Genomic DNA, 17,628 nt, shown 5'->3' on the forward strand with positions numbered 1-17,628 from the left:
AGTCGTTCAAGACCAGGACGTTGATAGGCTGGGTGTGGAAGAGCGGTAACGCTTTAAGCTAACCAGTACTAATTGCTCGTGAGGCTTGACCCTATAACTTTGACATTCCTGTCAAGGTAAGAGTGTCGACGTGAACCGTACTTCAGTCACGGTGAACGCAATCAATTGACAGACCAGCGCTGATTCATCAGACTCTACGAATCGTCTTTCAGGCTCAAGCCTGAAAGACCAACGGTTATGCCTGACGACCATAGCGAGGTGGTCCCACTCCTTCCCATCCCGAACAGGACAGTGAAACGCCTCCGCGCCGATGATAGTGCGCATTCGCGTGTGAAAGTAGGTCATCGTCAGGCTTCTATTCCAGCAAACCCCTCTGATCTTATGGTCAGAGGGGTTTTTGCTTTGGCCCGTCGAAATGACGAAATCCTGCCGTGGAGGAATTTCCGGGCGTGGCCGCGATGGCGGCCTCATGCCCGGATGTGATCTGCGGGAGATCAGGCGATCACTGTCGTGATGATGCCGCCGCCCAGGCACACTTCGCCGTCGTAGACGACGGCAGACTGGCCTGGCGTGACCGCCCATTGCGCCTCGTCGAAGTGCAGGCCGAAGCTGTCGTTGGTCGCATGGCCTGCGTCGATGCGGCAACGCGCATCGGTCTGGCGATAGCGCGTCTTGGCGGCGCAGGCGCCTAGCTTGGGGGATTCGCCGGCCACCCAGCTGATGTCGCCGGCACGCAGTTGATGCGACTGCAGCCACGGATGATCATGGCCCTGCACGATCCACAGCGTGTTCTTCTCCATGTCCTTGCGGGCGACGAACCAGGGCTCATGGTCACCGCCGCCGCGTGCGGATTTCTTCTCCTTCACGCCGCCGATGCCGATGCCCTTGCGCTGGCCGAGGGTGTAGAAGCTCAAGCCCACATGCTCGCCGAGCACGCGGCCGCGGTCGTCCTTGATCGGGCCGGGTTCCTTGCTCAGATAGCGGTTCAGGAAATCGCGGAACGGGCGCTCGCCGATGAAGCAGATGCCGGTCGAGTCCTTCTTCTTCGCGTTGGGCAGGCCGATCTCTTCGGCGATGCGACGCACCTCGGTCTTGTGGATCTCGCCGACCGGGAACATCGTCTTCGACAGCTGCGCCTGGTTCAGCCGGTGCAGGAAATAGCTCTGGTCCTTGGCCGGGTCCAGGCCCTTGAGCAGCTCGAAGCGCTGGCTGGCTGGGTTCTCGCGCACGCGGGCGTAATGGCCGGTGGCGATCTTCTCGGCGCCGAGGCGCATCGCGTGGTCCAGGAAAGCCTTGAACTTGATCTCGGCATTGCACAGCACGTCCGGATTGGGCGTGCGGCCAGCCTGGTATTCGCGAAGGAAATCCGCGAAGACGCGGTCCTTGTATTCCGCGGCGAAGTTGACATGCTCGATCTCGATGCCGATCACGTCGGCGACCGAGGCGGCGTCGAGGAAGTCCTGGCGCGACGAGCAGAACTCGCTGTCGTCGTCGTCCTCCCAGTTCTTCATGAAGATGCCGACCACCTCATGCCCCTGCTGCTTGAGCAGCCAGGCGCTGACGGCCGAATCGACGCCGCCGCTCAGGCCGACGACGACACGCTGAGGACGCACGCTCGCGCTCATGCCGCACCTCCGGTGCCCAGCGCGTCCTCGGCCCAGACCGCGTCGAGCGGATGACTGCGGCCGGCCAGATGGTCCTCGATGCAGCGCAGCAGCATTGGGGAGCGGTGGCGCGCGACGCTGGTGCGGATCTCGTCCGGCGTCATCCAGAGGGTGCGCACGATGCCGGCGTCGAGAGCCTGGTCGGGAATCGGCTCGCCGACCCGACCGCGATAGGCAAAGCGCAGGTAGGTCACGTCTGCAGCCGGGTCAGCCTCGCGGTGCATGCGGGCCAGATAGACGCCAAGCAGGGCCTCCGGCACGAAATGGCGCCCGGTCTCCTCGAGCGCCTCGCGCACCACGCCCTGCAGCAGCGATTCGCCTGCCTCGAGGTGGCCTGCGGGGTTGTTCAGTTTCAGACCATCGGGTGTCTCTTCCTCGACCAGCAGGAAGCGGCCTTCCTGCTCGATGATGGCCGCAACCGTGACACTGGGTTTCCAACGTTGTTCGCTCATGTCGCGATCCTACCGGCTTGGGCTGTTACCGGGCCGTGTGACGGGCCATGTCTCCGGGATCGCACGGGGGTGGTGGCGTCACGCGATCTGTGTAATCTGACACATCCACAATGAGGAGGGGTCAGATGCTGGTCGGTGTACCGCTGGAGACGGCTGCGGGGGAAACTCGCGTGGCCGTGACGCCCGAGACGGCGAAGAAGCTCAAGGCGCAGGGACACACGGTGCGTGTGCAGTCCGGTGCCGGAACCCGGGCCAGCGCGCCTGACGAGGCCTACCAGGCCGTCGGCGCGGAGATCACCGATGCGGCAGGCGCCCTCGGCTGTGATCTGGTCTTGAAGGTGCGCGCGCCGTCGGCCGCGGAGCTGCCGCACATGAAGCGCGGCGCGGCGCTGGTCGGCATGCTCGACCCGTTCGATCGCGTCGGGCTGGAGCGCCTGGCCGCTGCGGGCCTGACCGGCTTCGCGCTGGAGGCCGCGCCGCGCACCACACGGGCGCAGAGCATGGACGTGCTCTCGTCCCAGGCCAACATCGCCGGCTACAAGGCGGTGATCATGGCCGCCGACCGCTACCAGAAGTTCTTCCCGATGCTGATGACCGCGGCCGGCACGGTGAAGGCCGCACGCGTCGTGATCCTGGGCGTCGGCGTGGCGGGCCTGCAGGCCATCGCCACCGCCAAGCGCCTGGGCGCGGTGATCGAGGCCTCCGATGTGCGTCCTTCGGTGAAGGAGCAGGTCGAGTCGCTTGGCGCCAAGTTCATCGACGTGCCCTACGAGACGGCCGAGGAGAAGGAGGCGGCCGAGGGCGTCGGCGGCTACGCCCGGCCGATGCCGCCGAGCTGGCTGGCGCGCCAGAAGATCGAGGTGGCCAAGCGGGTGGCGCAGGCCGATGTGGTCATTTCCACCGCGCTGATCCCGGGCCGCCCGGCACCGACGCTGATCTCGGCCGAGATGGTGCAGGCGATGAAGCCGGGCTCGGTGATCATCGACCTCGCCGCCGGCCGCGGCCCCGACGGCGGCGGCAACTGCCCGCTGACGGTGGCCGGGCAGACGGTGCAGGTCCACGGCGTGACGATCGTCGGCGAGACCAACCTGCCGGCGCTGGTGGCGGCCGATGCCTCGGCGCTGTACGCGCGCAATGTGCTCGACTTCCTCAAGCTGGTGCTGGCGAAGGATGCCACCACCCTGAATGTCCCGATGGATGACGACATCGTCGTCGCCTGTCTCGTCGCGCGCGACGGCCAGGTCACCCGCAGCTGAAGGAGCACGCCATGGACATCGTGTCCCCCACGATTCTCAATCTGATCATCTTTGTGCTGGCCATCTATGTCGGCTATCACGTCGTCTGGACGGTGACGCCGGCGCTGCACACGCCGCTGATGGCGGTGACCAATGCAGTCTCGGCTATCGTCATCGTCGGCGCGATGCTGGCGGCGGCGCTGACCGAGACGACGCTGGGCAAGAGCATGGGCGTGCTGGCGGTGGCGCTGGCGGCGGTGAACGTCTTCGGCGGCTTCCTGGTCACGCGCCGGATGCTGGAGATGTTCAAGAAGAAGGACAAGAAGCCCGCGGCGGCCAAGGGAGAGTCGGCATGAGCATGAATCTCGTCACGCTGCTCTATCTGGTGGCCAGCGTCTGCTTCATCCAGGCCCTCAAGGGCCTGAGCCACCCGACCACCTCGATCCGCGGCAATGTCTTCGGCATGACCGGCATGACGATCGCGGTGCTGACCACCGCGGCGCTGATCGTCAAGCTGGCCGGCTCGCCGCTGGGGCTGGGCTATGTGCTGGCGGGCCTGGTGGTCGGCGGCGGGGCCGGCGCGGTCATGGCCCAGCGCGTCGAGATGACGAAGATGCCCGAGCTGGTCGCCTTCATGCACAGCATGATCGGCCTGGCGGCGGTCTTCATCGCCATCGCGGTCGTCGCCGAGCCCTACGCCTTCGGCATCGTCGCCAAGGGGGAGATGATCCCGGCGGGCAACCGGCTGGAGCTGTTCCTGGGCGCGGCGATCGGCGCGATCACCTTCTCGGGTTCGGTCATCGCCTTCGGCAAGCTCTCGGGCAAGTACAGGTTCCGCCTGTTCCAGGGCGCGCCGGTGCAGTTCAAGGGCCAGCACATGCTGAACCTGGTGCTGGGCCTGGCCACCGTCGGCCTCGGCCTGGTCTTCATGTTCACCGAGAGCTGGCCAGCCTTCTTCGCGATGCTGGCGCTGGCCTTCGTGATGGGCGTGCTGATCATCATCCCGATCGGCGGCGCGGACATGCCGGTGGTCGTGTCGATGCTCAACAGCTACTCGGGCTGGGCGGCGGCCGGCATCGGGTTCTCGCTCAACAACAGCATGCTGATCATCGCCGGCTCGCTGGTCGGCAGCTCGGGCGCCATCCTCTCGTACATCATGTGCAAGGCGATGAACCGCTCGTTCTTCAACGTGATCCTGGGCGGCTTCGGCGGCGAGGCGGCGGCGGCCACCGGCGGCGCGCAGGCTCAGCGCAGCGTCAAGAGCGGCTCGGCCGACGACGCGGCCTTCATTCTCGGCAACGCCGAGACGGTGGTGATCGTGCCCGGCTACGGCCTGGCGGTGGCGCGCGCGCAGCACGCGGTGAAGGAGCTGGCCGAGAAGCTCGTCCACAAGGGCATCACGGTGAAGTACGCGATCCACCCGGTCGCCGGGCGCATGCCCGGCCACATGAACGTGCTGCTGGCCGAGGCCGAAGTGCCCTACGACCAGGTCTTCGAGATGGAGGACATCAACGGCGAGTTCGGCCAGGCCGACGTGGCGATCATCCTGGGTGCCAACGACGTGGTGAACCCGGCCGCGCTGCAGAAGGGCAGCCCGATCTACGGCATGCCGATCCTGGAGGCCTACAAGGCCAAGACGGTCATCGTCAACAAGCGCTCGATGGCCGCCGGCTATGCCGGCCTGGACAACGAGCTGTTCTACATGGACAAGACGATGATGGTCTTCGGCGACGCGAAGAAGGTGGTCGAGGACATGGTCAAGGCGGTGGAGTGAGGTCCTTGATCCTGAACATCGGATGAAAGTCGGCTGAATGGGAAATGAGTAACAGGGGCGACAGCTTCTGAATGAATCCCCTGATGTCCGCCTGAGCGGCCTCCACCAGAATAGTCCGCAGCACTGGAGACATCTGAATGGACAAAGTCTGGTTGAGGCACTACCCCGAAGGGGTTCCCGCCGAGATCGAGGTCAGCCGCTACGCATCGCTGGTCGCGCTGCTGGACGAAAGCTTCGCGAGCTTTCGCGACCGCGATGCCTACCGCTACATGGGGCAGACCTTCAGCTATGCCCGCATCGACGAGATGTCGCTCGCCTTTGCGGCCTGGCTGCAGGCGCAGGGGCTGAAGAAGGGCGACCGGGTGGCGGTCATGCTGCCCAACGTGCCGCAGTATCCGATCGCGGTGGCCGGCATCCTGCGTGCGGGCATGGTGGTGGTCAACGTCAATCCGCTCTACACCCCGCGCGAACTCGAGCACCAGCTGCGCGATGCCGGCGCGAAGGTGCTGCTGATCCTGGAGAACTTCGCGCACACGCTGCAGCAGGTGCGTGCCTCGGTGCCGGTCGAGAAGGTCATCCTGACCTCGCTGGGCGAGCTGCTCGGCTTTCCGAAGGCGGCGATCGTCGATTTCGTGGTGCGCCGGGTCAAGAAGCTGGTGCCCGCCTTCGAGCTGAAGGGCACCCTGCGCTTCCGGGATGCGCTGGCGCAGGGTCGGTCGCGCAGCCTGCAGCCGGTGGCGGTCGGGCCGGAGGACCTGGCGGTGCTGCAGTACACCGGCGGCACCACCGGCGTGGCCAAGGGCGCGATGCTGCTGCACCGCAATCTGGTCGCCAATGTGCTGCAGTGCGATGCCTGGTACCAGCCGGCCCTCAAGCGTCTGCCCCCCGGCGAGCAGCTGGTGCAGATCTGCGCGCTGCCGCTCTATCACATCTTCGGCTTCAACACGAACATGATGCTGGGCTCGCGGGTCGGCGCCTGCAATGTGCTGATCCCGAATCCGCGTGATCTGCCGGCGCTGCTCAAGGAGCTCTCGGGCATCCGCTTCCATACCTTTCCGGCAGTCAACACGCTGTTCAATGCGCTGGCCAACCATCCCGCCTTCGGGTCGGTCGACTGGAGCCATCTGCTGATCTCGGTCGGGGGCGGCATGGCAGTGCAGCAGGCCACCGCGAAGCTGTGGCTGCAGAAGACCGGCTGCTCCATCTGCGAAGGCTACGGCCTGTCGGAGACCTCGCCGACGGTCAGCTGCAACCCGACCGACAGCCATGCCTTCACCGGCACCATCGGCCTGCCGCTGCCCGGCACCGAGATGTGCCTGCTCGACGACGACGGCCGCGAGGTGCCACCGGGCACCGCCGGCGAGATCGCGGTGCGCGGTCCGCAGGTCATGGCCGGCTACTGGCAGCGCCCGGACGAGACCGCCAAGGTCATGACCGCCGACGGCTTCTTCCGCACCGGCGACATCGGCATGGTCGACGAGCGCGGCTACTTCCGCATCGTCGACCGCAAGAAGGACATGATCCTGGTGTCGGGCTTCAACGTCTACCCGAACGAGATCGAGGATGTGCTGACGCAGATGCCCGGCGTGGCGGAATGCGCCGCGGTCGGCGTGGCCGACAGCCGCACCGGCGAGGCGGTCAAGGTGGTCATCGTGCGGCGCGATCCGGCGCTGACCGAGGCCGATGTCCGGGCCTACTGCGAGCAGAACATGACCGGCTACAAGCGCCCGCGTGTCGTCGAGTTCCGCGACGAGCTGCCCAAGACGCCGGTCGGCAAGGTGCTGCGGCGCGAGCTGCGCGACCGCAAGCCCTGACTGCTGCAGCGCGCATGCAGGGTCGCCGCAGCAGTCAGGCAGGGACCATGGCCGAGTACTACGCCAAGTCGGTGCGCGGCCGCCAGGTGCTGCGTGACCGGCACTACCCGCTGCCGCGTTCGGCGCGCAATCTGCTGCTGATCCTCGACGCGTCGAAGCCGGTCCGGCAGTGGCTGCAGATGGTGCACGGCGTCGGCTGGGCCGAGGTGGGCGTGCTCGAGCAGGCCGGCCTGATCGAGCCGGTGCCGGAGGCCGGACCTGCCGAGACCCGTCCGGCGCCGCTGCCCAGCGATTTCGGTCCGGTCTTTCGCGCCGACGAACTGGCCCGGCTGGCGCTGCCGATCCCGCTGCAGGTGCCGCGGTTCGTCTCCCCCGCGTCTGGAACGGTTCCGCCTGCGTCCGCTCCCGCGCCTGCGCCGGTCATCGTGCCGCAGCAGGCGGATCCGCAGAGCGCCTTCATTCCTCTGAGCACCCGGCCTCGGCTGCATTCCACGCTGGGCTATGCCGATCTCTATGACAGCCTGAACGCGCTGGCGCGCCAGACGCTCGGTCTGTTCCGGGGCTACCGCTACACGCTGCGCATCGAAAAGGCGCAGGACCTCGACGACCTGGAGCAGGTCGCCACCGACTTCGTCGCCGAGGTCGAACGCCTACGGGGGCTGGCCACGGCGCGCACCGTGCGGCGCGCCCTGGGCCTGGAAGATCTCGGCGACTGACGCGCGCCGGCTGGCGTATGCTCGCGCCGATCATGAGCACGCCGTCCTGCCCGTCCCCTTCCGAGATGTCTTGCCCGACCCCGATCCGGCCGCTGGCGATTGTCAGTGCCCTGCACCAGGAACTCGCCGCGCTGCTGGCGCGCGGCCACGAGGCCGACTTCGAGCGCCAGCGCCATGCCGGGCGCGACTTCCTGGTCGGACAGCTGCATGGCGTGCCGGTGGTGCTGGTGCTGTGCGGCGTCGGCAAGGTCGCGGCGGCGACCACCGCGACGCTGCTGGCCGAGCGCTTCGGCGTCGGCGCGCTGGTGTTCACCGGCGTGGCCGGCGGCCTGGGCGACGGCGTGAAGGTGGGCGATCTGGTGCTGGCCGACACGCTGCTGCAGCACGACATGGACGCCTCGCCGCTGTTCCCGCGCTTCGAGGTGCCGCTGACCGGGCGCTCGCGCTTTCCGGCCGATGCGGCACTGACCCAGGCGCTGGCCACGGCCTGCGAGGCGGTGCTGGCCTTGCCGCAGCCCTTCGGCGCGGCGGCCGAGGCGCTCGGCGTGAGCCGTCCGGCCCTGCATCGCGGCCTGATCGTCAGCGGCGACCGCTTCGTCGGCGCCGCGTCCGGATGCGCGGCGCTGCGCCAGGCGCTGCCGGACGCGCTGGCGGTCGAGATGGAGGGCGCGGCGCTGGCGCAGGCCTGCCACGACCTCGGCCTGCCGTTCGCGGTGCTGCGCACCATCTCGGACCGCGCCGACGACAGCGCGCATGTCGACTTCATGCGCTTCATCGACGAGGTCGCCTCGCACGCCAGCGCGGCGATCGTCGACGGCTGGCTCAGCGCGCGCTGAGCGCCTCGACCCCCGGCTCGGTGCCGTCCAGGCCGCTGCGCGCGATGCGGCCCAGCACGCCCGGCCACCAGGTGCCGGGCCGGCGATCGGTGCCCAGCCGCACCACGACGGTGCGCTGGCGCGGCGCCACGAAGATGTACTGGCCGTGCTGGCCCTGCGCGTAGAAGTCGGTGCCCGGCACCAGGGTGGCCGGGTCGCGCCCGGAAGCCGGATCGGGGCGCATCTCCAGCGGGCCCTGCGGCAGACGGCGCCACTGGCCGGTGTAGAAAGCCGCTTCCGGCCGGCCCGGCAGCTCGATGTTGCGCTGTGCGGCCGCATCGTCGCCGGGATGGGTCTGCACCGTCAGCAGCGTGTCGATCCATTCTGCCGGCACCACCTGGCGTGCGCCGACACGGCCGCGGTCCAGCATCAGCTGGCCGATGCGGGCGAAGTCGAGCGCACGGGCGTTCAGGCAGCAGAAGGCACGCGCCTGCCCGAGCACCGCGCTGTCGACGCTCCAGCTGGCGTCCATGCCGGCACCCATCGGCGCCCACAGGTCCTGCGCGACCCGCTGGTGCAGCCGCTGGCCGGTCGCGCGCTCGATCGCCATGCCCAGCAGCTGGGTGTCGCCGCTGCTGTAGCGGTAGCGCTGGTTTGGCGGCTCGGCGATCTTCAGGCCGGCCACCGCGCGGCCCAGGTCCGGCGTCAGGTAGAAGATCGCCACATCCGACCACGGCGAGCTGTACTTTTCCTGGAACGCGATGCCGCTGCGCATCGCCAGCAGGTCGCGCAGCCGCACCTGGGCGAAACGCGGATCCTGGCGCTCCAGCTCGGGCAGGTAGCGGGTGACCGGATCGTCGATGCCACGGATGTGGCCGTCGCGGATCGCCTGGCCCAGCAGCAGCGCCACCACCGACTTGGCCACCGAGAACGAGGTCAGCAGCGTGTCACGCTGGCGGCCGGCGAAATACTGCTCGTGCACGATGCGACCGTCGCGCAGCACGATCAGCGCGACCGTGCCCTGCTGCTCCAGCCAGGGGCCAAGCTCGCCGCCGTCGGGCGCGGTGGGCAGCTTCAGTGCCTCGGGCGCGGCCGGCAGCGGCACCGGCTGGCGCGAGGCCGGAATCGGTGCGTTGTCGAAGTGCTGATGGTCGGTGATCATCGTGCGCTGCTGGCCGATGATCCAGGCCGGTGGCAGCAGCGTGCCGCAGCCGGACAGGGCCAGCGGCAGCAGCGGCAGCAGCAGCGCGCCCAGGGCGCGTGACGGAAGAAGGCGAGGCAGTCGAAAGGGCATGGCAGGAGCGGCAGGCCGCACCAGGCAGCCTGCACAAGGGCCGCAAGGCTCAGGGATGAGCGGCGATGACCTGCGCGACCGCGGCGGTCAGCTGGCGCGCGTAGGCCAGGTCGATGAACTCGTTGGGGCCGTGCGCGTTGCTCTTCGGGCCGAGCACGCCGCAGACCATCATCTGCGCCCGCGGAAAGCTCTTCTGCAGCAGGTTCATCAGCGGGATGGTGCCGCCCTGGCCGATGTAGCCCAGCGGTGCGCCGAACTGGTCGTGCGAGGCGCGGTCCATCGCGCGCTCCAGCCACGGCGCCAGCTCGGGTGCGTCCCAGCCGCTGGCGCCCCAGGCGCCGGCACGGCCGTCGGGCTGGAAGGTCACGCGGGCGCGGTAGGGCGCGTCGGCCTCCAGCAGAGACTTCAGGTGTTCGGCCGCGGCGTTGGCGTCGACCGTCGGCGGCAGGCGCAGGCTGAGCTTGAAGGCGGTGAAGGGGCGCAGCACGTTGCCGGCGCTCGAGAGCGCCGGCAGACCCTCGGCGCCGGTCACGCTCAGCGTCGGCCGCCAGGTGCGGCCCAGCAGCGCCTCGACCGGGTCGTCGGTCATCGGCAGCACCGGCAGGCCCTCGGCGCCGCAGGCCCAGGGCTGGCGCTTCCAGACCTCGTCGCCGAGCACCGCGGCGGTGGCGCGCGCCTGTGCCAGCCGCGCCGCCGGGATCTCGACATGGAAGGCGCCGGGCAGCAGCCGGCCGGTGGCGCTGTCCTCCAGCCGGTCGAGCAGGTGGCGCAGGATGCGAAAGCTCGACGGCACCACGCCGCTGGCGTCGCCCGAATGCACGCCTTCCTCCAGCACCTCCACCTTCAGCGCACCGCTGACCAGCCCGCGCAGCGAGGTGGTCAGCCAGAGCTGCTCGTAGTTGCCGGCGCCCGAGTCCAGGCAGACCACCAGGCTCACCGCGCCGAGTCGCTCGCGCAGCGCGTCGACGTAGAAGGGCAGGTCGTCGGAGCCGCTTTCCTCGCCGGTCTCGATCAGGCCGACGATGCGCGGGTGCGGCACGCCCTGGTTCTTCAGCGCCTCGATCGCGGCGATCGCGGCATAGACCGCGTAGCCGTCGTCGGCGCCGCCGCGGCCGTAGAGGCGCTCGTCGATGCGCTTCGGGGTCCAGGGGCCGAGGTCGGCGCGCCAGCCGGTGAACTCGGGCTGCTTGTCGAGGTGGCCGTACATCAGCACGCTGGGCTGCTGCGCGGTGCCGACCGCCACCTCGTGGCGGGTCGCGGCGACCTCGAAGAACAGCACCGGCGTGCGCCGCCGGCCGGCGGCGTCGTGCAGCTGCACGATCTCCAGCGTCAGGCCGGGCACGCGCCGCGCATTCACCCAGTCGGCGGCGCGGCGCACCACGGTGTCGAGATGCCCGTGCGCGGCCCAGTCGGCGTCGAACATCGGGCTCTTGGCCGGAATCGCGATGTAGTCGGTCAGCTCGCGGACGATGTCGCGGTCCCAGGTGGCGGCGACATGCTGCGCCAGCGCGGTCGGGTCGGGACGGATCAGGGTGTCGGGGGCATTCATGCGGACCTCGTGTCCGGCCGGAGGCGGCCGTCCGGCGGTCAGTGTAGCCAGCTCAGCCCAGCGCGTCGTCAAGCAGCGCCGGCAGCGCGTCCAGACCCTCGATGAGCTGTGGGGGCAGCGTGCCGTCGGGTAGTCGCGGCAGCTCGTCGGTGGCATGGAACTGGATGCGCGAGCCGCCGCCGGCCTCGGCGGTGATGCGCATCGTCAGCGGCAGGCTGACGATCTGCTCCGGATCGTCGCTCTGCACGATCGCGGTCTCGTCCTCGGCCAGGCCGAGCACCAGCCACTCGCCGCGGCCCTCGCGGTCCTGCAGCGGAATGCGGGCGAAGACGCTCAGGCCGTAGGCCTGCGCATGTGCGGCGAGCCGGGCAATCGTTTCGGTCGGCGAGAACCGGCTGAGCCGCGCCAGGCTGCCGCTGTGGTGCGAGCCCAGACTGGTGACGGTCAGCGCCACCACCGTCAGGCCGCCGGTGATCCAGCAGCGCCACAGCGGCGCACGGCGGTGGGTGGGCGAACGCTTGTCCTGAAGATGCCGGTCCTGATCATCGAGTGGCTGCATGGGAACTCCTCGGCGGACGGGTGGCGGTGCCACGACAAAGATCGAATTCCGCACTCTACAGGCTTGAATTCGTCAGATTGGTGAAAGCCGAGCCGGAGTGTGGGTTGATCCGGGGCGGAATCATCCGGATTTACAGCTTTATATGAAACAATATGTAAACAACTGGCTTCGATGATGTCCGATGAACCTGCGCGCCCGCATCGATCTGGCGGTGGCTCTGGCCGCGGTGGTCGCCAGCGCCGGTCTGGGCCTGCTGACCTGGATGGACCGGGAGGACTGGCGCCAGCACCTGCCGCCGCGGGTGCTGGCGCTGCTGCTGATCTTCCTGCTGCTGAATCGGGCCCTGCACCGGCTGGTACGCCGACCTGCGCGTGAGCACAGCCAGGCGCTGCGCCGGCTGGCGCTGCATGACAGCCTGACCGGCGCGGTGAACCGGCGCGGCTTCATGGATCGACTGGCGCAGGCCCAGCAGCAGCAGGCGCTGCTGTCGCTGGTGATGATCGACATCGATCACTTCAAGCGCATCAACGACCGGCATGGTCATGCCGCAGGCGACGGGGTGCTGCGCGAGGTGGCTGCCCGCCTGCGCCGGCAGATGCGCGGTGCAGACCTGCTGGGCCGGCTGGGTGGCGAGGAGTTTGCGCTGCTGCTGCCCGCGACCGATCTGGCCGGAGCGCTGGCTCAGGCCGAGCTGGCCCGGCAGGCGCTGCGCCGCGAGCCGATGGCGATCGCCGGCACGGTCACCGCCAGCTTCGGCGTGGCGCAGTGGGACGGCAGCGAATCGGCCGCCGACTGGCTGCACCGTGCCGATCTGGCGCTGTACCAGGCCAAGCGGTGCGGCCGCGACCAGGTGAGCCTCAGCGGTGCTCGAACTTGAAGACCGCGGTGCTGGCCAGCAGATTGGGCCAGTGCCGTACCACTTCACCCTCGTGCAGGCCGAAGGCGTCGAGGATGTGCAAGCCGTTCTTGCGCGCCAGGATCTCGAAGTCGGCGAAGGTGCCGACGCGGATGTTGGGCGTGTCGTACCACTGGTAGGGCAGCACCTTGGTCACCGGCATGCGGCCCTGCAGCACGCGCAGCCGGTTCGGCCAGTGTGCGAAGTTGGGAAAGCTGACGATGCCGATGCGCCCGACGCGCGCGGTCTCGCGCAGCATGTCCTCGGTGTTGCGCAGGTTCTGCAGCGTGTCGAGCTGCAGCACCACGTCGAAGCTGTTGTCCTCGAAGAGGCTCAGGCCTTCTTCCAGGTTGCGCTGCAGCACGTTGACGCCACGCTGCACGCCGGCCAGCACCTTGGCGTCGTCCAGCTCGACGCCGTAGCCGCGGCAGCCGCGCCGGTCGCGCAGCAGCGCCAGCAGCGCGCCGTCGCCGCAGCCCAGGTCGAGCACGCGGCTGCCCTGGGGCACCAGATCGGCGATCAGTTCGAGGGCCTGGCGGTTGCTCATGCGCCGATCTCCCGGGCGATGTTGTCGTAGCAGGCGCGCACGACGCCGTGGTAGCGCGCGTCGTCCAGCAGGAAGGCATCGTGGCCGTGCGGCGCGTCGATCTCGGCGTAGCTCACGTCGATCCGGTTGTCGAGCAGGCCCTTGACGATCTCGCGCGAGCGCGCCGGCGAGAAGCGCCAGTCGGTCGTGAAGCTCACCACCAGGAACTTCGCCTGCGCGCGCGACAGCGCCCGCGACAGGTCGCCGCCGAACTCCCGCGCCGGGTCGAAGTAGTCGAGCGCACGCGTGATCAGCAGGTAGGTGTTGGCGTCGAAGTACTCGCTGAACTTGTCGCCCTGGTAGCGCAGGTAGCTCTCGATCTGGAACTCGATCTCCTGCGTCGAGTAGGCCAGCTCGGCCGAACGCAGCTCGCGGCCGAACTTGGCCTCCATCGAGTCGTCCGAGAGGTAGGTGATGTGGCCGATCATGCGCGCCACCCGCAGGCCGCGCTTCGGCACGACGCCGTGCGCGTAGAAATGGCCGCCGTGGAAGTCCGGGTCGGTGACGATCGCGCGCCGGGCGACCTCGTTGAAGGCGATGTTCTGCGCCGACAGGCTCGGTGCCGAGGCGATCACCAGCGCATGGCGCATGCGCTCGGGGTATTGCAGCGTCCAGCTCAGTGCCTGCATGCCGCCCAGGCTGCCGCCCATCACCGCGGCGAGCTGATGAATGCCCAGCCGGTCGAGCACCCGGGCCTGCGCGTTCACCCAGTCTTCCACCGTGACGACCGGAAAGTCGCTGCCATAGAGGCGGCCGGTGTCCGGATTGACATGCATCGGGCCGGTCGAGCCGAAGCACGAGCCGGGGTTGTTGATGCAGATGACGAAGAATCGGTCGGTGTCGAGCGGCTTGCCCGGACCGATCAGGTTGTCCCACCAGCCGACGTTCTTCGGGTTGTCGGCATGCGTGCCGGCGACATGGTGGCTGGCGTTGAGCGCATGGCACACCAGCACCGCGTTGCTGCGCTCGGCGTTGAGCCGGCCGTAGGTCTCGTAGACCAGCGTGTAATCGCGCAGCGTGGCGCCGCTGCGCAGCTTCAGCGCTTCGCTGAAATGCATCTTCTGCGGGGTGACATGTCCCTGCATCGACATCGGGAGAGCTCCCAGAGGTTTCCGACCACGAAAAAAACCCGGCGCTGCCTGAGGCGGACACCGGGTCGTCGAGTGCCCCTCTTTAGCGGAATTTCTAGAGCGCCCGCAAGCCGGACCAAATCGGCGCTGTGAGGCGCGAGTGTAGCGCGAGCGCGAATGCGGCATGAACTGCGATTTTGGTGGCGTCTCAGCCCCTCGTGCAGGTGGCTGCTGCAGCCGCCGGACCCGTGGCCCCGGGGTGGCGAGTCCGGCCCCTGGGTCGTGACAATTCTCTCGCTCCCCCTTCTGGATGAAGCTGAACCGCTCCGAACCCGTCTGACACCGTGAATCCGACTGCTGTTCCCGATCTCTCGAGTGATGCCTGGCTGCTGGCGCTGGGCACGATGCTGGCGCTGGCGCTGGTCGGCCGGCTGTGGCATCGCTGGCAGCAGGGCCGGGCGGACGAGCAGGCGCTGCCGTGCCGCTCGCTGCCCTTCGACTCCACGCTGGCGCGCTGGCCGGGGGTGCCCGAGGCGGACACCGACATGCAGCGGCTGGTCGGCGAGGTCCAGGACCGGCTCGGGATGCAGCTGCTGGCCGCGCGCACGCTGGCGCGCACCGGCGATGACCTGCCCGGTCCGGCGCGGCTGATGCATCTCGACCAGCAGCTCGCGCAGGCGCTGCTGTCGCTGCGGCTGATGCGCGAGGCCGTGCGTGCCGAACCGGCGGCGCTGGGTGACGGCCTGCACGGTCTGCAGGCCCATTTCCAGCCGATGCTGGCCGAGCGGGGCATCCGGTTGAGCTGGCAGGTCGACGAGGCCGCCGCGGTGCTGCATCTGCCGGCGCGCAGCCGGCTGCATCTGATGCGGCTGGTCCAGGAGGCGCTGGACAATGTGGTGCGTCATGCCGAGGGCGCGCATGCGGCCGGGTTCGAGCTGCGGCTGCTCGAGGAGCGTTCGCAGCGCAGCCTGCGCCTGCGCATCAGCGATGACGGCCGCGGCAAGCCCGAGGGGCGCCGCGCCGAGGCCACCGCGCGTGGCATCGCGATGATGGAGCGTCTCGCCGGCGATCTGGGCGCACCGCTGGCGATCGGCCCGGCCCGTCCGGGCTGGGTGGTGGAACTGACGCTGAAGCTCTGATCAGGCCGGCGGGGCTGCCGGCGGCTGCGTGGCCGCGAAGCTCGCGCGCTGCGACAGACGCTGCATCAGCCGGTCCAGATTGGGATGCGCATCGCGCCAGGCGATCGCCGGAAAGCGGAAGTCCAGATAGCCCAGCGCGCAGCCGACCGCGATGTCGGCCAGCGTCGGATGCAGGCCGGAATACCAGTTGCGTTCGCCCAGGCCAGCGGACAGGGTGCGCAGCGCCGCGTCGATCTTGCCGAGCTGGCGCTCGATCCAGGCCGGGCAGCGCTGGCTGGCGTCGCGGCCGGGCCAGGTCGATTCCAGCCGTGCCAGCAGCGCGGCATCCAGCAGGCCGTCGGCCAGCGCCTCCCAGGTGCGGACCTCGGCGCGCTCGCGGCCCTTTTCCGGAATCAGCCGGCCGACCGGCGAGAGCGTGTCCACATATTCGACGATGACCCGCGAGTCGTAGAGCGCGTCACCGCCCTCGAGCACCAGGCAGGGTACCTGGCTGAGCGGGTTGGCCGAGGTCAGGCCGACCGGATCCGACCACGGATCCTCGATGACGAGCTTGTAGTCGAGCTTCTTCTCCGCCAGCACGATGCGCACCTTGCGCACATACGGGCTGGTCAGCGAACCGATGAGTTTCATGAGCGGGGCAGGTTTGTCGTTCTGAGTTTCGGGGCAGGACCATTCTAGCCACGAGCCTTTCGGGCCAGCGGTCCGGCTCCCCCCTTGGAAAAGCGTGATGCGGGGTGATCGACCTTCAGCGCTGCAGTGTCCAGTCGACCGTGGCAGGTCCGCGCCCGGGCAGGTCGAGCACGGCCTGGGCGGGTGCGCAGCGCGCGATCACCTGTCCGCGCCGCACCACCGCCAGCCGGGTCGCGCGCAGCCGGATCGCCTCGACCGGCGAGCGCGCCTGCAGCAGCACGACATCGCCGTGGCAGCCGATGTCCAGCCCGTGGCCGTCGAGCCCGAGTACCTTCGCGGCATTCGTCGTCACCGCGTCGAAGCAGGCGCGCATCTGCGCCTGCGAGGTCATCTGCGCCACATGCAGGCCCATCTGCGCCACCTCCAGCATGTCGCCCGAGCCCAGCGAATACCACGGGTCCATGACGCAGTCGTGGCCGAAGGCGACATTGACGCCGGCGGCCATCAGCTCGGGCACGCGCGTCATGCCGCGGCGCTTCGGGTAGGTGTCGTGGCGGCCCTGCAGCGTGATGTTGATCAGCGGGTTGGCCACCGCATGCACGCCGGCCTCCGCGATCAGCGGCAGCAGCTTGGAGACATAGTAGTTGTCCATCGAGTGCATGGACGTCAGGTGCGAGCCGGTGACGCGGCCCTGCAGCCCGAGCCGCTGCGCCTGATACGCCAGCGTCTCGATGTGGCGCGACAGCGGATCGTCGCTCTCGTCGCAGTGCATGTCGACGCGCAGGCCGCGTTCGGCGGCCAGCTCGCACAGCAGGCGCACCGACTCGGCGCCGTCCGCCATCGTCCGCTCGAAGTGCGGGATGCCGCCGACCACCTCGACGCCCAGGTCGAGCGCGCGCTTCAGGTTGGCCAGCGCGCCCGGGCGGCGCAGCACGCCGTCCTGCGGGAAGGCGACCAGCTGCAGGTCGAGGCAGGGCGCGACGCGGCGTTTCACCTCCAGCAGCGCCTCCACCGCCAGCAGTCGGTCGTCGCAGATGTCGACATGGCTGCGGATCGCCAGCAGCCCCTTGGCCACCGCCCAGTCGCAGTACTGCAGCGCGCGCTCGACCAGCGCTTCCTGCGTGAGCTGCGGCTTGAGCTCGCCCCACAGCGCGATGCCCTCCAGCAGCGTGCCGCTGGCGTTGACCCGCGGCAGGCCGTGGGAGAGCGTCGCGTCCATGTGGAAATGCGCGTCGACGAAGGGCGCGCTGAGCAGCCAGCCCCGGGCGTCGAGCGTGGGCAGGCCCGGCGGCGCGGCCAGCGCCGGGCCGACCGCGGCGATGCGCCCGGCCAGGATCAGCAGGTCCTGGCCGGTGCGGCCGTCGGGCAGCGTGGCGTCGCGGATCAGCAGGTCTCGGGCTTCGGTCATCGGGACGTCTCCGCGGCAGAGGGGCAAT

Annotated in this window: 17 protein-coding genes, 2 rRNA genes and 1 riboswitch; of the genes, 10 read left to right on the top strand and 9 right to left on the bottom strand. The window is 69.0% G+C overall.

Features of this window, described 5'->3' with window-relative positions; translation table 11 throughout:
• A 23S ribosomal RNA gene (locus tag HZU84_RS09325) occupies positions 1 to 93 on the top strand; the annotation flags it as partial.
• Between the two features lie 147 nt (positions 94 to 240).
• Positions 241 to 353: ribosomal RNA gene (gene rrf, locus HZU84_RS09330) — 5S ribosomal RNA — on the top strand.
• A gap of 141 nt (positions 354 to 494) precedes the next feature.
• Here rrf and mnmA read toward each other — a convergent pair.
• The gene (gene mnmA, locus HZU84_RS09335) at positions 495 to 1,625 is read right to left on the bottom strand and encodes a tRNA 2-thiouridine(34) synthase MnmA (protein ID WP_149501990.1); all 1,131 of its coding nucleotides are present in this window, start codon (positions 1,623 to 1,625) and stop codon (positions 495 to 497) included.
• Positions 1,622 to 2,116, bottom strand: coding sequence for an NUDIX hydrolase (locus HZU84_RS09340; protein ID WP_149501992.1), 495 nt, complete (start codon positions 2,114 to 2,116; stop codon positions 1,622 to 1,624). Before HZU84_RS09340 ends, mnmA begins: the two co-directional genes overlap by 4 nt.
• 125 nt (positions 2,117 to 2,241) lie before the next feature.
• Here HZU84_RS09340 and HZU84_RS09345 point away from each other — a divergent pair, with 125 nt between their 5' ends.
• From HZU84_RS09345 to HZU84_RS09370, 6 genes are all read left to right on the top strand, one after another.
• A complete protein-coding gene (locus HZU84_RS09345; RefSeq protein ID WP_149501994.1) occupies positions 2,242 to 3,372 on the top strand; it encodes a Re/Si-specific NAD(P)(+) transhydrogenase subunit alpha in 1,131 nt (376 codons plus the stop codon).
• 11 nt (positions 3,373 to 3,383) lie between these two features.
• The gene (locus HZU84_RS09350) at positions 3,384 to 3,707 is read left to right on the top strand and encodes an NAD(P) transhydrogenase subunit alpha part 2 (RefSeq protein ID WP_149501996.1); all 324 of its coding nucleotides are present in this window, start codon (positions 3,384 to 3,386) and stop codon (positions 3,705 to 3,707) included.
• Positions 3,704 to 5,125 (top strand): NAD(P)(+) transhydrogenase (Re/Si-specific) subunit beta, encoded by a 1,422-nt coding sequence (locus tag HZU84_RS09355; protein ID WP_149501998.1) that lies wholly within the window; start codon positions 3,704 to 3,706, stop codon positions 5,123 to 5,125. The genes HZU84_RS09350 and HZU84_RS09355 overlap by 4 nt, the downstream gene beginning before the upstream one ends.
• 137 nt (positions 5,126 to 5,262) lie before the next feature.
• Positions 5,263 to 6,939: a long-chain-fatty-acid--CoA ligase gene (locus HZU84_RS09360; protein WP_149502000.1), complete on the top strand. Its 1,677-nt coding sequence runs from the start codon at positions 5,263 to 5,265 to the stop codon at positions 6,937 to 6,939.
• 47 nt (positions 6,940 to 6,986) lie between these two features.
• A complete protein-coding gene (locus tag HZU84_RS09365) occupies positions 6,987 to 7,655 on the top strand; it encodes a hypothetical protein (RefSeq protein ID WP_149502001.1) in 669 nt (222 codons plus the stop codon).
• Between the two features lie 65 nt (positions 7,656 to 7,720).
• Positions 7,721 to 8,491, top strand: coding sequence for a 5'-methylthioadenosine/adenosylhomocysteine nucleosidase (locus HZU84_RS09370; RefSeq protein ID WP_149502003.1), 771 nt, complete (start codon positions 7,721 to 7,723; stop codon positions 8,489 to 8,491).
• Here HZU84_RS09370 and HZU84_RS09375 read toward each other — a convergent pair.
• Genes HZU84_RS09375 through HZU84_RS09385 form a run of 3 tightly spaced genes read right to left on the bottom strand, consistent with a single transcriptional unit; the run spans position 8,478 to position 11,872 of the window.
• A complete protein-coding gene (locus HZU84_RS09375; RefSeq protein WP_149502005.1) occupies positions 8,478 to 9,764 on the bottom strand; it encodes a serine hydrolase domain-containing protein in 1,287 nt (428 codons plus the stop codon). The genes HZU84_RS09370 and HZU84_RS09375 overlap by 14 nt on opposite strands.
• Positions 9,765 to 9,813: 49 nt before the next feature.
• Positions 9,814 to 11,313, bottom strand: a complete 1,500-nt coding sequence (locus HZU84_RS09380; RefSeq protein WP_149502007.1) for a M20/M25/M40 family metallo-hydrolase — start codon at positions 11,311 to 11,313, stop codon at positions 9,814 to 9,816.
• 52 nt (positions 11,314 to 11,365) lie between these two features.
• Positions 11,366 to 11,872, bottom strand: coding sequence for a hypothetical protein (locus tag HZU84_RS09385; RefSeq protein WP_149502009.1), 507 nt, complete (start codon positions 11,870 to 11,872; stop codon positions 11,366 to 11,368).
• A gap of 181 nt (positions 11,873 to 12,053) precedes the next feature.
• Between HZU84_RS09385 and HZU84_RS09390 the strand changes: the two genes are divergently transcribed.
• On the top strand, positions 12,054 to 12,749 hold the full coding sequence (locus tag HZU84_RS09390; RefSeq protein ID WP_149502011.1) for a GGDEF domain-containing protein: 696 nt from the start codon (positions 12,054 to 12,056) through the stop codon (positions 12,747 to 12,749).
• Here the strand turns inward: HZU84_RS09390 and metW are convergent.
• Positions 12,730 to 13,314, bottom strand: a complete 585-nt coding sequence (gene metW / locus HZU84_RS09395; RefSeq protein WP_037481606.1) for a methionine biosynthesis protein MetW — start codon at positions 13,312 to 13,314, stop codon at positions 12,730 to 12,732. The two genes, HZU84_RS09390 and metW, sit on opposite strands and share 20 nt — an antisense overlap.
• Positions 13,311 to 14,444, bottom strand: coding sequence for a homoserine O-succinyltransferase MetX (gene metX / locus HZU84_RS09400; protein ID WP_149502013.1), 1,134 nt, complete (start codon positions 14,442 to 14,444; stop codon positions 13,311 to 13,313). The genes metW and metX overlap by 4 nt, the downstream gene beginning before the upstream one ends.
• 65 nt (positions 14,445 to 14,509) lie before the next feature.
• Positions 14,510 to 14,581: riboswitch (SAM riboswitch) on the bottom strand.
• Positions 14,582 to 14,767: 186 nt separating this feature from the next.
• Between metX and HZU84_RS09405 the strand changes: the two genes are divergently transcribed.
• Positions 14,768 to 15,562 (top strand): sensor histidine kinase, encoded by a 795-nt coding sequence (locus tag HZU84_RS09405; RefSeq protein WP_149502015.1) that lies wholly within the window; start codon positions 14,768 to 14,770, stop codon positions 15,560 to 15,562.
• Here HZU84_RS09405 and HZU84_RS09410 read toward each other — a convergent pair whose 3' ends face one another.
• On the bottom strand, positions 15,563 to 16,192 hold the full coding sequence (locus HZU84_RS09410) for a glutathione S-transferase family protein (protein ID WP_149502017.1): 630 nt from the start codon (positions 16,190 to 16,192) through the stop codon (positions 15,563 to 15,565).
• Positions 16,193 to 16,307: 115 nt separating this feature from the next.
• Positions 16,308 to 17,600, bottom strand: a complete 1,293-nt coding sequence (locus tag HZU84_RS09415) for an amidohydrolase family protein (RefSeq protein WP_149502019.1) — start codon at positions 17,598 to 17,600, stop codon at positions 16,308 to 16,310.
• Positions 17,601 to 17,628 lie beyond the last annotated feature (28 nt).

Source organism: Sphaerotilus sulfidivorans (assembly GCF_013426975.1).
Classification (GTDB): domain Bacteria; phylum Pseudomonadota; class Gammaproteobacteria; order Burkholderiales; family Burkholderiaceae_C; genus Sphaerotilus; species Sphaerotilus sulfidivorans.

Coding starts and splice junctions, on each gene's coding strand:
- mnmA (WP_149501990.1), bottom strand. CDS start 1,625: ATGAGCGCGAGCGTGCGTCCTCAGCGTGTCGTCGTCGGCCTGAGCGGC.
- HZU84_RS09340 (WP_149501992.1), bottom strand. CDS start 2,116: ATGAGCGAACAACGTTGGAAACCCAGTGTCACGGTTGCGGCCATCATC.
- HZU84_RS09345 (WP_149501994.1), top strand. CDS start 2,242: ATGCTGGTCGGTGTACCGCTGGAGACGGCTGCGGGGGAAACTCGCGTG.
- HZU84_RS09350 (WP_149501996.1), top strand. CDS start 3,384: ATGGACATCGTGTCCCCCACGATTCTCAATCTGATCATCTTTGTGCTG.
- HZU84_RS09355 (WP_149501998.1), top strand. CDS start 3,704: ATGAGCATGAATCTCGTCACGCTGCTCTATCTGGTGGCCAGCGTCTGC.
- HZU84_RS09360 (WP_149502000.1), top strand. CDS start 5,263: ATGGACAAAGTCTGGTTGAGGCACTACCCCGAAGGGGTTCCCGCCGAG.
- HZU84_RS09365 (WP_149502001.1), top strand. CDS start 6,987: ATGGCCGAGTACTACGCCAAGTCGGTGCGCGGCCGCCAGGTGCTGCGT.
- HZU84_RS09370 (WP_149502003.1), top strand. CDS start 7,721: ATGTCTTGCCCGACCCCGATCCGGCCGCTGGCGATTGTCAGTGCCCTG.
- HZU84_RS09375 (WP_149502005.1), bottom strand. CDS start 9,764: ATGCCCTTTCGACTGCCTCGCCTTCTTCCGTCACGCGCCCTGGGCGCG.
- HZU84_RS09380 (WP_149502007.1), bottom strand. CDS start 11,313: ATGAATGCCCCCGACACCCTGATCCGTCCCGACCCGACCGCGCTGGCG.
- HZU84_RS09385 (WP_149502009.1), bottom strand. CDS start 11,872: ATGCAGCCACTCGATGATCAGGACCGGCATCTTCAGGACAAGCGTTCG.
- HZU84_RS09390 (WP_149502011.1), top strand. CDS start 12,054: ATGAACCTGCGCGCCCGCATCGATCTGGCGGTGGCTCTGGCCGCGGTG.
- metW (WP_037481606.1), bottom strand. CDS start 13,314: ATGAGCAACCGCCAGGCCCTCGAACTGATCGCCGATCTGGTGCCCCAG.
- metX (WP_149502013.1), bottom strand. CDS start 14,444: ATGTCGATGCAGGGACATGTCACCCCGCAGAAGATGCATTTCAGCGAA.
- HZU84_RS09410 (WP_149502017.1), bottom strand. CDS start 16,192: ATGAAACTCATCGGTTCGCTGACCAGCCCGTATGTGCGCAAGGTGCGC.
- HZU84_RS09415 (WP_149502019.1), bottom strand. CDS start 17,600: ATGACCGAAGCCCGAGACCTGCTGATCCGCGACGCCACGCTGCCCGAC.